The 13,681-nt window shown below is 43.5% G+C and carries 9 protein-coding genes; 7 read left to right on the forward strand and 2 right to left on the reverse strand.

Annotated features, from left to right (window positions below):
- Nucleotides 1-5 precede the first annotated feature (5 nt).
- The 7 genes from DCO56_RS13165 to DCO56_RS13195 all read left to right on the forward strand — a co-directional run bounded on the left by DCO56_RS13165 (nucleotide 6) and on the right by DCO56_RS13195 (nucleotide 12,182).
- Nucleotides 6-1,646 (forward strand): sodium:solute symporter, encoded by a 1,641-nt coding sequence (locus DCO56_RS13165; protein WP_108634225.1) that lies wholly within the window; start codon nucleotides 6-8, stop codon nucleotides 1,644-1,646.
- A gap of 60 nt (nucleotides 1,647-1,706) precedes the next feature.
- The gene (locus tag DCO56_RS13170) at nucleotides 1,707-2,477 is read left to right on the forward strand and encodes an SDR family NAD(P)-dependent oxidoreductase (protein ID WP_108634226.1); all 771 of its coding nucleotides are present in this window, start codon (nucleotides 1,707-1,709) and stop codon (nucleotides 2,475-2,477) included.
- Nucleotides 2,478-2,567: 90 nt separating this feature from the next.
- Nucleotides 2,568-3,734 carry an alpha-hydroxy acid oxidase gene (locus tag DCO56_RS13175; RefSeq protein WP_108634227.1) on the forward strand — a complete coding sequence of 389 codons (1,167 nt, stop codon included), beginning with the start codon at nucleotides 2,568-2,570 and terminating at the stop codon, nucleotides 3,732-3,734.
- Between the two features lie 248 nt (nucleotides 3,735-3,982).
- Nucleotides 3,983-4,312: a DUF6660 family protein gene (locus DCO56_RS13180; protein WP_108634228.1), complete on the forward strand. Its 330-nt coding sequence runs from the start codon at nucleotides 3,983-3,985 to the stop codon at nucleotides 4,310-4,312.
- 145 nt (nucleotides 4,313-4,457) lie between these two features.
- Nucleotides 4,458-8,789 (forward strand): CusA/CzcA family heavy metal efflux RND transporter, encoded by a 4,332-nt coding sequence (locus tag DCO56_RS13185; protein WP_108634229.1) that lies wholly within the window; start codon nucleotides 4,458-4,460, stop codon nucleotides 8,787-8,789.
- A 7-nt stretch (nucleotides 8,790-8,796) separates the two neighbouring features.
- The gene (locus DCO56_RS13190; protein WP_108634230.1) at nucleotides 8,797-10,110 is read left to right on the forward strand and encodes an efflux RND transporter periplasmic adaptor subunit; all 1,314 of its coding nucleotides are present in this window, start codon (nucleotides 8,797-8,799) and stop codon (nucleotides 10,108-10,110) included.
- A gap of 38 nt (nucleotides 10,111-10,148) precedes the next feature.
- Nucleotides 10,149-12,182, forward strand: coding sequence for a heavy metal translocating P-type ATPase (locus tag DCO56_RS13195; RefSeq protein ID WP_108634231.1), 2,034 nt, complete (start codon nucleotides 10,149-10,151; stop codon nucleotides 12,180-12,182).
- Between the two features lie 550 nt (nucleotides 12,183-12,732).
- Here the strand turns inward: DCO56_RS13195 and DCO56_RS13200 are convergent.
- Entirely contained in the window at nucleotides 12,733-13,020 is a 288-nt protein-coding gene (locus tag DCO56_RS13200; protein ID WP_104381859.1) for a hypothetical protein, read from the reverse strand.
- 303 nt (nucleotides 13,021-13,323) lie between these two features.
- Nucleotides 13,324-13,653 carry a DMT family transporter gene (locus DCO56_RS13210; protein WP_108634233.1) on the reverse strand — a complete coding sequence of 110 codons (330 nt, stop codon included), beginning with the start codon at nucleotides 13,651-13,653 and terminating at the stop codon, nucleotides 13,324-13,326.
- Nucleotides 13,654-13,681 lie beyond the last annotated feature (28 nt).

Genomic DNA, 13,681 nt, shown 5'->3' on the forward strand with positions numbered 1-13,681 from the left:
ATAGTATGTTAGGAAATATAGATTTAGGTATTGCTATCGCTTATATCGCCCTTATTTTGATCGTGGGTATTGTTGTAGGCATAGGAGGTAACAAAAGAAGTACAGGCACGGCAGAGGGCTATTTTCTCGCTGGAAAAACCCTTCGGTGGCCAGCGATCGGACTCGCGCTGTTTGCCACCAATATATCAACTGTACACCTTGTAAGCCTGGCCCAAAGCGGATTTGATACCGGTTTGCTCAATGGTAACTTTGAGTGGATGGCAGCATTTACATTGATCCTGTTAGCCCTGTTCTTCGTACCATTTTACCTCAAATCCGGCGTAGCAACTCTCCCGGATTTTTTAGAAAGACGGTATGACCGTTCCAGTAGGGACTGGTTGACTTTCATCTCCATTATATCTGCAATCGTGATCCATATCGCCTTCTCTATGCTAGCGGGCGGCATTGTACTGAAGACACTTTTTGGATTCAATATGTACATGAGTATCACAGCAATATGCATAATCACGGGAATATATACGATACTTGGCGGACTACGCGCTGTAGTCGTTACAGAATCCATTCAGACAATTGTTTTATTAGCGGGGGCATTTATTATCAGTGTTGCAGCATTCCATCGTATGGGCGGCTGGATGGCCATGAAAGATGTGCTTGCAACAACCGGTGAACTTGACCGGCTGTCCATGCTCCGCGGTGCCGACGACAGTAGCGGAATGCCTTGGTATGCGGTATTCTTTGGTTATCCTATTTTGGGGATCTGGTATTGGTGCGCCGATCAAACCATTGTTCAACGTGTATTGGGGGCAAAAGACGAGAACCATGGTCGTGTCGGCGCCCTGTTCTGTGGTTTTCTAAAAATTTTACCCGTCTTTATATTCGTACTACCCGGACTGTTTGCTTATACCCTATTTAAAAGTGGACAGCTCGATCTTCATAGCTTGGGGGTAGATGCTGCAGGCAACGTGAATTCCAAAGGAATATATACATTGATGATAACGCAATTGTTACCTTCAGGTCTGATCGGTGTACTTGTAGCAGCGCTGCTGTCCGGTCTGATGAGCCAGATTTCGGGCGCGCTCAACTCTATCTCGACCATGGTTAGTTATGATATCTTCAAACAGCGGAAACCGGAGGCTACAGACAAACAGCTGATTCGTATCGGAAAAATATCCGCTGTGATTGCCATGGTTTTTTCTTTGTGCCTATTGCCGTTATTGGACAAGTATGAAAGCATTTTTAATGGTATCAATGATGTGATCGCCCATATCGCCCCTCCAATAACCTGTGTTTTTCTTTTGGGGGTATTCTGGCGGAAAGCCTCTGCGGTATCTGCAAAAATGACTTTATGGATCGGATCATTTTTAGGTACAGGTGTTTTTATGATCAATAAGATCTTTCCACATTCTTGGATCGGACAGACGCCATTTATGATGATGGCCTTTTATCTTTTCTTGGTCTGCATGCTTATACAAATCATCCTATCGTATCTTTATCCGGTACAGCATAGTGCTGAAAGCGAACTGCTTTACTGGAAAAGTCCATTGGAGCCCCTCCGCGGAGCAGCATGGAAAGGAATGGGGAATTACCGTGTCTTAACCGGTATATTACTTCTTATTGTCACAATGTTATATGTAATTTTCAAGTAAATGCTTACTTGTCGTATTTTAGATTCCTGAATTAATTGAATAACCTTTTATAGATTTATTTTGAACGCATTAAAGGATAAAGTGATATTGATCAGCGGTGGTACTGCTGGAATTGGTCTTTCATGTGCTCAGGCCTACGCAAAGGCAGGAGCGAAGGTTGTTTTTATTGGTCTGGAGCAAACGTCCGTTACCGCGGCAGGCGAGCTGCTGGGGGCTCCGCATTTGGGTATCTGTGCCGATATTTCCCAAGAAGAAGATGTAAAGGCAGCCCTCGATCAGACCATAGCGACTTTTGGCCGGCTGGACGCCATTCACAATAATGCAGGGCTGGCGAGTCCATCCAAACCTTTACATGACACCAGTGTACAGGAGTGGGGCAGGCTGTTTGATGTCAATGTAAAGAGTATTTTACTGACGACCAAATATGGCTTTCCCCATCTAAAGCACTCCTGCGGATGTATTTTAAATACGAGCAGTCTGGTGGGAGAGATTGGCCAGGAAAATCATGCTGCTTATGCTGCGACAAAAGGCGCTGTCAATGCGCTGACCAAAGCGATGGCAATAGATTATGCGGCGCTAGGAATAAGGGTGAATTCGGTTATGCCGGCCGCAGTCATGACCCCTATGCTTCAGCAATGGGCATCCGAGCAACCGCAGCCCGAACAGATTTTTGATTTTTTAAAAAACATACACCTTCTGGGTTATTGTCCGGAAGGGGATGTCATTGCAGATGCATGTATCTTTTTGCTGTCTGAAAGCGCCCGTTTCATCACAGGGGTGAACCTGCCTGTCAGCGGTGGCGCTGAGCTCGGCTACCGACGGAATACTTAGGATATTATTGGATAAATATCAAACTATTTTCAAATTATATAGTATATTTGGCGCGCAGATAATTCACTGCCAATATTTAATACATCAATCATGAGCCAAAAATTTACATACAATACGCGCTATCCTGCTGTTGAAGATCTAAGAAAACAGGCAAAGAAAAGAATCCCAAAATTTGCATTTGACTATTTAATAGGAGGTGCTAACGAAGAGCTGAATCTCGCCCGGAATGAAAATGATTTTGATCATATTTTATTAAAGCCACAATATCTTCAAGCGAGCGATGAAATTGATATGTCCGTAGAGCTCTTTGGCCGCCGATATAGTGCTCCGTTTGGGGTTTCGCCAATCGGTCTGCAGGGCTTGATGTGGCCCAACGCACCCGAAATTTTGGCCAAAGCAGCCGCAGAAAATGATATCCCTTATATTTTGAGCACAGTGTCAACAAGCAGTATCGAGCGTATCGCTGAAGTATCGCAGGGCAAAGCCTGGTTTCAACTTTATCACCCAACAGAAAATAAGTTGCGCGACGATATCCTAAGACGTCTGACGGAAGTGGAATGCCCTGTACTTGTGGTTCTGGTCGATGTTCCTGCCTTTGGACTTCGGTATAAAGAGATTAAAAGCGGTTTGTCCATGCCGCCAAAGATGAATATTGCAAATATTCTACAGACATTTGCCTGTCCAACCTGGGGTATTGAAACCCTCAGACATGGCATCCCGTCTTTTGCAACGTTAAAGCCTTATATGGAAAAGGGTCTGGACCTTGCCCAACTGGGGCAGTTTATGAACAAAACCTTTACCGGAAAAGTAGATGTCGAAAAAATCAAAGCCATTCGCAACTTATGGAAAGGACCACTGGTATTAAAGGGAATTGCAACCGACGAGGATATGCAGGCTGCCATCGCACTCGGGGTAGATGGTGTCATCGTTTCCAACCATGGCGGAAGACAGCTTGATGCCAGTGAATCATCCATCAATTCATTGATTCATCTTGCAGGCAATCCGGAATATAAAAACAAAATCAAGATTATGCTGGATGGTGGTATCCGCTCCGGTGTAGACCTAGCCCGTGCACATGCTGTTGGGTCCGAATTCAATTTCATGGGAAGACCATTTATGTATGGTGTTGGTGCCCTAGGGAACGCAGGCGGTGAACATACGATCAATATGTTCAAGGCACACCTGTTTCAAGTGATGAAACAGCTCAGCATTTCAAAAATAAGCGAATTCCCAAAACGTTTGCAGAAGGTATTATAACCACTTTTTACAATCAATAAAAGGCCGAATTAAACACCATTGTCTCTGTTTAATTCGGCCTTTTTGCATACCGATAGTGCTGATATTTATTACCAGTCTATTGTACGGTTGTCATTGTCGCCAGGCCCCATTGTTCACTGAAGCAAGACCACTGTTATAGTCTTTAGGCTTATGGGCGCCGACAACGAAATATGCTATTATGATAAAAGAGTAAATTTTTAAAATATTTTTCTAAATTTGTATAACAAATGAGGTTAGCTGTTATCATACTGATCACCTATATTTTGGGACTTTCCTTTGTCCCATGCAGTGATGCGAATATTCGCACCGAGGGAGCAGCTATGGAAACACAATTGAACGAATCGCATAATCATAGTGAAGATACCACGGATGCATGTTCAATTTTTTGCTATTGCAACTGCTGCAGTGGAAATATTACGATATTTGAATATCAGTTACCAAAAATTGCGGGTATTCCGATTTCGATTTATTTTGACAATCGCATGCCGCTTTTAGACACACCCATTCTATCGAACTACTTCGGAACTATCTGGCAACCGCCCAAGGTAGATGCTTAATTTTAATTTTTATTAGCCTTCGGTAAACATTATTGGAAAATTTTTTTTCTAATCAGTGCTGGCCGTGGGAATTAGCTGTAGCATAATGCTACATGGAAATAGGATATTCTATATATCTATTATTTAAGCATTAATCAAGTATATTGTGTTAGATAGTATAATTAAATTTAGCATCAAGAATAAGATCATTATCGCCTTAATGACCTTGTTACTTATTATATGGGGCGGCTGGAGTGCAACAAAGCTGCCCATAGACGCCGTTCCCGACATTACCAATAATCAAGTACAAATTTTTACTTCCTGTCCTACCTTGGCAGGTCAGGAAGTCGAACAATTGGTTACTTTTCCGATTGAACAGAGTATCGCTACGGTACCAAAGATCGAGGAAATCAGAAGTATATCACGTTTTGGACTTTCTGTGATTACTGTTGTTTTTGAAGAAGATGTAGACATTTACTTTGCACGGCAACTGATCAGCGAACGTCTAAAAGAAGCCGTAGACCAAATTCCTCAAGGTATTGGCAGGCCAGAGCTGGCCCCCGTTAGTACGGGCCTAGGCGAGGTATACCAATACATTATTCACCCCAAGAAGGGCAGCGAAAGCAAATATAATGCAAAGGATCTGCGGACAATGCAGGACTGGATCGTGGCCCGTCAGCTCTATGGCACCCCGGGTATTGCTGAGGTAAATAGTTTTGGCGGCGAATTGAAACAATATGAGGTAGCTGTTGACCCTAATCGTCTCAGAGCGATGAATATCAGCATACCGGAAATTTTTTCCGCGCTGGAGAAGAATAATCAAAATACCGGTGGCGCTTATATTGACAAAAAGCCCAACGCCTATTTCATTCGTGGCATCGGGCTGGCAACATCGTTGGAAGATGTAAAAAATATCGCAATCAAAAAATCGGGTGCTGTTCCAATTTATGTCAAAGATGTCGCCGATGTACGTTTTGGACATGCTGTCCGGTACGGCGCCCTAACCTATAACGGCGAAGTAGACGCCGTAGGCGGTGTGGTGATGATGTTAAAGGGTGAAAATAGCAATGAAGTCGTCAAACGTGTGAAGGAGAAATTACCTACTATCCAAAAATCCCTACCCAATGATGTGGTCATTGAGCCCTACCTGGATCGTACAGATCTGGTCAACCGGGCAATAGGCACTGTAGAAAAGAACCTCATAGAAGGAGCATTGATCGTCATCTTTGTATTGGTGTTATTTTTAGGTAATCTCCGTGCAGGCCTCATCGTGGCCTCGGCCATTCCTTTATCACTGCTCTTTGCATTAGGGCTAATGAATGTGTTTGGTGTGAGCGCCAATTTAATGAGCTTGGGCGCCATAGACTTTGGACTTATTGTCGATGGTGCAGTCATTATTGTTGAAGCAACGCTCCATCACCTGGGGCTACGCAAGTCTACCGAAAAGCTTACACAGTCCGAAATGGACCATGAGGTGTTTGAATCGGCGTCAAAAATACGGACAAGTGCCGCTTTTGGCGAGATTATCATCCTGATCGTTTATATCCCGATATTGACATTAGTGGGTGTGGAAGGAAAGATGTTCCGTCCAATGGCGCAGACAGTCGGTTTCGCGATATTTGGCGCATTGATCCTTTCGCTGACCTATATTCCAATGATGTGTGCCCTATTCCTGCCTAAAAAGCATCATGATAAGAATACTTTCAGTGATCGCCTGATCGAAAAACTTCAACATATGTATGCACCGTTGCTGCAGAAGGCAATCCGCTTTAAATACATCATTGTCAGTTTGGCGGTAGCCTTCTTTGCGTTATCGGTTTTCTTCTTTAAAAACATGGGTGGAGAATTTATCCCACAATTACAGGAAGGGGATTATGCCTTTCACTGTATATTGCCTCAGGGGAGCTCGCTTTCACAAAGTATAGAAACTTCGATGCAAGCTTCCCGGATCATTAAGGAGTTTGAAGAAGTTAAAATGGTTGTGGGAAAAACGGGAGCTGCGGAGGTACCGACAGATCCTATGCCGCCAGAAGCGACGGATCTGATGGTGGTCCTCAAACCACAGAAAGAATGGAAATCAGGGCGGAGCTATAGCGATCTTGGAGCTGCTATCCTTGAAAAACTAGAGGTAATACCGGGTGTCTTCTTTGAGAAGAACCAACCTATTCAAATGCGTTTCAATGAACTGATGACGGGAATCCGTCAGGATGTGGCCGTGAAAATTTTCGGCGAAAACATTGACTCGCTGGCTTCTTACGCCAATATCGTCGCCGCACAGATTCAATCTGTTAAAGGAGCTACTTCTCCTCAAGTGGAGCGGGTATCCGGACTTCCACAGATCAATATTGTTTATGACCGTACACGTATTGCCAATTATGGACTGACTATTCAGGAAGTAAATGATGTGGTAAGTACAGCTTTTGCCGGTAAAAGTACAGGCCAGATCTACGAAAACGAACGTCGTTTTGATCTTGTCGTGCGTCTGGACACGACACATCGCAATAGTATAGATGATGTACGTAATCTGATGATTCCAACAGACACCGGCATCCAGATCCCACTCTCACAGGTAGCAGCGATTGACTACAAGCTTGGTCCAGCACAGATCAGCAGAGAGGCTGGTAAACGTCGGATCGTCATCGGCTTTAACGTTGTTGGAAGAGATGTTGAAAGTGTGGTCAAGGATATTCAGCAACAGCTCTCAACAAAGGTTAAGTTACCGGCAGGCTATTACTTCACGTATGGAGGTCAGTTTGAGAACTTGCAGAAAGCGAGTGCACGTCTAATGATTGCCGTACCGGTTTCGTTATTACTAATCTTTATGTTACTATATTTCACATTCCATTCGTTTAAGCAAGCAACGCTGATCTTTACAGCCATCCCGATGAGTGCAATTGGCGGTGTCTTTGCGCTGATGCTGCGTGGTATGCCTTTTAGTATCAGTGCCGGGATTGGTTTCATTGCCCTTTTTGGCGTTGCCGTACTGAATGGCATTGTTCTGATCGGTACCTTCAATCAATTGAAGAAAGATGGCATGGATGACATTTTTCAGCGCGTCAGAGAGGGGACACTCACCCGGCTACGTCCTGTACTGATGACAGCCACCGTAGCTTCGTTAGGCTTTCTACCGATGGCAATCAGCACAAGTGCCGGTGCGGAGGTGCAAAAACCATTGGCTACAGTCGTTATCGGCGGACTGGTGACAGCAACCTTCTTAACCTTATTTGTACTGCCACTATTGTATATCATTTTTAACTCAAAAAGGAATATGAAAAAAGGAAATGCAGGCAAAGCCATTGCAACAGTATTGGTTTTCTTATTTTCTGCATCTGGATTTAAGGCCTTTTCACAGGAACGGATCGGGATCGATCAGGCGATCAGTACCGCGCTAAAAAACAACCGCCAATTTCAGGTTAATGAGGCTGAAATTGCTGGGGCGACCTATACGGTCAAAACAGCCAATGAAATCCCAAAAACGGGTGTCTTTGTGGAAAACGAAGATTATCGGCCCAGTGATAAAACAGGGATCATGAAAATCGGAATCACACAGAGTATTGCATGGCCTGGACTCTATTCTGCCCGCAAGGAATATTTTAAACAACAGCTAAAGTATGCTAACCTGAACACGGATGTGCTCAATGCGAATATCAAGAAAGACGTACGCACAGCATATTACCAACTTTGGTACCTTCAGGACAGACAAAAGCTTTATGTGAACCTGGACAGTATCTATTCGGCGATGTTCAAGGCGACTGAGCTTCGCTTTAAAACCGGTGATGTTGCCGCCCTGGATAAAATAGCCGCAGAAACGAAATTAAAGGAATTACAGGCGCAGCTGTTGCAGAATAAAAAGGATATACTGGTTCAACAACAACAATTGATGATGCTCCTGAACCGCAACGACTGGTTATTGCCTGTGGAGCGGCCGCTGGAAAAGGTCGAAATGGACGCGGACCTACAAAATCCTTCAGCGGACCCCTCACATCCTGTTTTAGCACTGCAACAACAGAATGTCAATATTGCATCATCTAATATTAGGGTTCAGAAAAATATAAATAAGCCAGAATTTTCAGGTAGATTCTTCTCGCAACGTCTTTGGGGAGCAAAAGATCCTTTTACCGGTTTCTCCGTATCGGCATCCTTCCCCGTATTTGGGCTCGGTGCTTACAAGAGCAAGGTGAAAGCTGCAAATGCTGAAATGGAGGCACAACAAAGACAACTGGAGTATGACACACAAGTGTTTCAGACGGAAAAGGGAAACGCGCTGGCCAACATTGAGAAAAACAGTGCATTATTACAGTTTTATGAGTCTTCTGGTCTTCAGCAGGCGGATGCCATCATTAAGGCGGCGAGCCTCGGTTATAGAACCGGAGAAATAAGTTTTGCAGAGATGAGCCAGTTTTTAAGTCAGGCGATCGGTATCAGACAAAATTACTTAGATGTGCTCAATCAATACAATCAATCGGCAATACAATACAATTACTTCAATAATAAATAAGTCAACAATGAAAGTTATCATAAAAATATTCTTTGCACTAGCGATTTCATCGGTTTTATATAGCTGTGGATCAGATTCAAAAGGCGCTGGCAAGCCCCAGGGAAAGGAGGAAGGGAAGGGAGCCGCCGAAGAAGGCCATGAGGAGGGGCCAGTGACGGTCGCTGCGCTAAGTGAGCAACAGATCAAAGCCGTGGGAATTGTCTTCGGAAGCATTGAAGAAAAAGAATTGACAGCAACTATCAAAGCCAACGGCTTACTCAGCGTGCCCAACAACAATAAAGCCAATGCGACAAGCTTATATGGTGGTGTAATTAAGACTTTAAATGTGCAACTAGGTGACATCGTGCGCAAAGGCCAGGTTATAGCAACAATTACGAATCCGCAATTTATTCAGCTTCAGGAAGAATATGTCGCTCTGGCAAGCAAAATTACGCTTGCAGAACAGGAGATGGCAAGACAGCAAGAGCTCAATGAGGGCAATGCCGGGGCGAGAAAGAACTTGCAATCGGCGACAGCAGAGTTTAATAGTCTTCGCGCCAGAAAGGCATCCCTGCAACAGCAGATTCAGTTAATGGGTATCAATCCAAACAGTGTCAATCTTTCCAACCTGCGCTCGTCACTTGTGGTTACAAGTCCAATTAATGGTACTGTAAGCAATGTTTTCGCAAAAATAGGCAGTTACGTAGATGTTTCGTCTCCGGTTATTGAGATTGTGGACAACAGCCTGTTACATCTCGATCTACAAGTCTTTGAAAAGGATCTTCCGATGATCAAAATCGGACAGATCATTAATTTTCAGCTAACGAATAATCCGGATAAAACCTATGCGGCTAAAGTCTTTACGATCGGATCTTCCTTTGAGAATGACAGCAAAACAATCGCCGTGCATAGTACCGTGATCGGCAGTAAGATTGGTCTGATAGACGGAATGAACATCACTGGGATGATCGGAATAAATAATGTGACGACTCCGGCTGTTCCCAATGACGCGATTGTAGAGGCTGATGGTAAGTTCTATATTTTCGTAGAGACAAGTAAGCAGCCCGAAGAGCATGAAGAAGGACACGATGATCATGGTCATGCGCATGATGAAGGCGAAGCAAAACATGAACATAAAAATGAGCAGGAAGCCGCTAAGCATGCCACAGATCAGGGTAAAAATATAAATTTTGAAAAAATTGAAGTTCAAAAAGGTGTCTCGGCAATGGGGTATACAGCAATTACACCTGTACAGGAAATCCCTGCACAGACTAGAATTGTAGTAAAAAGCGCATTTTTTATCAATGCGAAGATGAGCAATACCGGCGGACATGAACATTAACTATTCGCTCTTTTTTATGCGTAAAATCATGGCAAGTTATGGAACACAAGCATATTTATGATGCACAAGGTAAACAGCTTTGTTGTACACAAACCGAAAAAGTTTATAATCAGGCAGGCGCACAACGTTTAATACGGGGCGCGCCTGCCCAGAATCAGGCGCATAATCACAGTGATGATGATGATGGTCATGATCATTCAGTGGCGGAAGGCAATACATTGCAGCTCTTTCTGCCAGCAATTATTTCATTTGTACTGCTGAGTGCAGCTATCGCAATGGACAACTGGGTGCCTCAGGCCTGGTTCAAGGGCTGGATCCGGGTATGTTGGTATGTCGTCGCATATATTCCTGTTGGATTTCCCGTAATTAAAGATGCGCTGAAAAGCATCAGCAAAGGGGAAGTATTCTCCGAATTCTTACTGATGAGCATTGCTACCCTGGGAGCATTTGCAATAAAAGAATTTCCCGAAGGGGTTGCCGTCATGCTTTTCTACGCAGTAGGCGAGGTGTTTCAGACGCTGGCTGTCAGCCGTGCCAAGAGCAATATTAAAACGCTCCTGGATCAGCGCCCGGATGAGGTGACCGTTGTTGAAGCAAACAGCAGCCGGGTGATCAAAGCTGAGGCTGCAACAATAGGTGATGTTATCCAGCTGAAGCCCGGGGAGAAGTTGGGCTTGGATGGGGAACTTATCTCCGATACCGCTTCCTTCAACACGGCGGCCTTGACGGGAGAAAGTAAACCTGACACAAAGACCAAAGGTGAAGTTGTGTTGGCAGGAATGATCAACATGAATACCGTGAGTCTGGTAAAGGTGACAACAGCATACCAAGACAGTAAATTGAGCAAAATCCTTGAGCTTGTACAGAATGCAACCTCGCAGAAGGCGCCTACGGAACTCTTTATTCGGAAATTTGCGAAAATCTATACGCCGATTGTGGTGCTTTTGGCGATAGCGATCTGTCTGCTGCCTTACTTTTTTGTCGGACAATACGTATTTAGCGATTGGCTTTATCGAGCGCTTGTATTTCTCGTGATTTCCTGTCCATGTGCCTTAGTCATCTCGATTCCATTGGGTTATTTTGGTGGCATAGGTGCTGCGAGTAGAAACGGTATCCTGTTCAAGGGAAGTAACTTTCTGGATGCGATGGCAGCGATACAGAATGTTGTCATGGATAAAACCGGTACGATGACCGAAGGGGTTTTCAAAGTGCAGGAAGTTCGTTTAGAACCAGATTTTGATGAAGCGACAATCCTCAGATTGGTCAATAAAATCGAAAGTCATAGCAGTCATCCCGTAGCAACAGCAATCAGGGAATATGTGGGTGAGGTCGATGAATCTGTAAATTTGACTGATGTCGAAGAAATACCGGGACATGGACTGAAGGGTAGTGTGGACGGCAAGGTATTTTTGGTTGGAAACTTTAAGCTTTTGGACAAGTTTAATATCAGCTATACCATCGATCCCAATACAATCGTTTATACCACAATAGCCATTGCATTGGATAGTCGCTTCGTTGGATTTATTACCATTGCAGATAGTATCAAAGAAGATTCTGCACAGACCATACAACTTTTGCATAAGTTAGGAGTGAAAGCGACTATGCTAAGTGGTGATAAGGGGACGGTCGTCGCTTATGTAGCGAAGGAATTGGGTATTGATAAAGCCTATGGAGATCTTCTTCCGGAAGATAAAGTAAATAAAGTCAAAGAGATAAAATCTATTGGTGAAAGTGTGGCTTTCGTTGGTGATGGCGTCAATGATGCCCCCGTAGTGGCTTTGAGTGATGTTGGTATAGCCATGGGGGGACTGGGCAGTGATGCAACCATCGAAACCGCCGATGTAGTTATACAAGATGACAAACCATCTAAGATACCAATGGCAATTAATATTGGTAAACAGACCAAAAAAGTGGTTTACCAAAATATAAGATTGGCATTTGTAGTCAAAGGAGTGGTTTTGATCCTTGGCGCCGGAGGATTAGCTACGATGTGGGAAGCCGTGTTTGCGGATGTTGGTGTTTCTCTTATCGCGATACTGAACGCGATCCGGATCCAGAAAATGAAGTTCTAAATCAATTTTTAGTTAGGATGTGCTTACCCTTCAAGTTGAAATATTGGAAGGGTAGGCATAATAAGTTTGGAATAAAGGCTGTAAGGTCATTTTAATAAACTTTTTATACACTAATTTCTGGTAAAAGAGCTCATGGTCAGCTGTGATTCGGGTATCTTACTGGATTTGGTCGAACCTGGGTGCAGCTTTCGTCTTACCAGCTTCGGACTGTGTCCACTATGAATCCGACGTGAGTCCGTGGTGAGTCCGAGTTAAACACGGTCTGATGGCAGTATGACTATGTGTTCATTATGATCTTATATCGACTGAGGGTTGAAGAAGGCCATATCCTACCCCGAATCGAAGCCAAACATATGCCGAATGAATGGTAAAACACGGACATCGTTCCGAAGTCTAAAAGAATAGCATGTTAATCATTTAAAATGTATTATATATAAATGTAATTATATAGCTATTAAATATAATAAAATGGAAAAATTGGATTTATCGATATATAAGTGTAGATTTTATATATTTTTTAAGGGGTTGCTGAATTGAAAAGAGCTAATATTTATTTTGCCACGAGTTTCTCATAGAGTGGCCAGAGCTCCGCTAGGTCATCATCCGATTGCGCTTCTGGATAGTGTTCATCATGAAGATTGCGGATTTCAACACCCTGTCCCTGATCATTTACCACAACCGCGGCCCGAAGTTCGTCAGTTCCATCATAATAAATGCCCACACCGACAAGCTCGTCATTGAGAATAATTTCACTGACAATATACTTTCTTGCAGCCTTACCTTTGTGGGTACTATGACCACTAGAAATCGTGTTTCCTTTGTTATAATTTCTTTCCATAAGCATAGAACACTGGAAACATCAATTTGTTGTATTTTTTAGCTATTTTCTGCCTTCCGATCGGATTGCAGTTTCTATATTGAACCTTGGTTATCTGGCAACAGCGCCTGATGATGAGAATAATCTGGAAATCACCACTCAAGAAACAAATAGCGATCTTATTCCATTATCGGATGCCATTCAGGCGTTAAGATTTATTATCTCGACATCAAAAGCAAGTTGTGTGAAAGAGATTCATATGCCGGCAATGAATGACAAGAACGTGTAATAATACCGCCGCAGGAGATGTAGATCTCTACTGTTCTAATGGCCAGTTACAAACTTTAATCCAAGAATAGAGGCGATTAGCGTACCGATAAAAAATAGACGCCAGAAGCTTACGGGGTCTTTAAATACAAGGATTCCAATGATGACTGTGCCGACAGCTCCGATACCCGTCCATATTGCATAAGCGGTTCCTAAGGGGAGTCCCTGTACGGATTTGATCAATAAAACCATACTGACGATGAGACATAATACGAAGATACCGTACCAGGCATAGATAGCATTGCCTGATACCTCTTTTGTTTTTCCCAGACTGTAGGTGTATCCTACCTCAAACAATCCGGCGATGATTAAAATTACCCAATTCATATTTTATTCTTTTATACAAAGATCAGTA

This window comes from Sphingobacterium athyrii, from assembly GCF_003071065.1.
Taxonomy (GTDB): Bacteria; Bacteroidota; Bacteroidia; order Sphingobacteriales; family Sphingobacteriaceae; genus Sphingobacterium; species Sphingobacterium athyrii.

What these genes read in the sequence shown, in the direction of transcription:
- DCO56_RS13165 (WP_108634225.1), top strand. Translation starts at nt 6, where the DNA reads ATGTTAGGAAATATAGATTTAGGTATTGCTATCGCTTATATCGCCCTT.
- DCO56_RS13175 (WP_108634227.1), top strand. Translation starts at nt 2,568, where the DNA reads ATGAGCCAAAAATTTACATACAATACGCGCTATCCTGCTGTTGAAGAT.
- DCO56_RS13180 (WP_108634228.1), top strand. Translation starts at nt 3,983, where the DNA reads ATGAGGTTAGCTGTTATCATACTGATCACCTATATTTTGGGACTTTCC.
- DCO56_RS13190 (WP_108634230.1), top strand. Translation starts at nt 8,797, where the DNA reads ATGAAAGTTATCATAAAAATATTCTTTGCACTAGCGATTTCATCGGTT.
- DCO56_RS13195 (WP_108634231.1), top strand. Translation starts at nt 10,149, where the DNA reads ATGGAACACAAGCATATTTATGATGCACAAGGTAAACAGCTTTGTTGT.
- DCO56_RS13200 (WP_104381859.1), bottom strand. Translation starts at nt 13,020, where the DNA reads ATGGAAAGAAATTATAACAAAGGAAACACGATTTCTAGTGGTCATAGT.
- DCO56_RS13210 (WP_108634233.1), bottom strand. Translation starts at nt 13,653, where the DNA reads ATGAATTGGGTAATTTTAATCATCGCCGGATTGTTTGAGGTAGGATAC.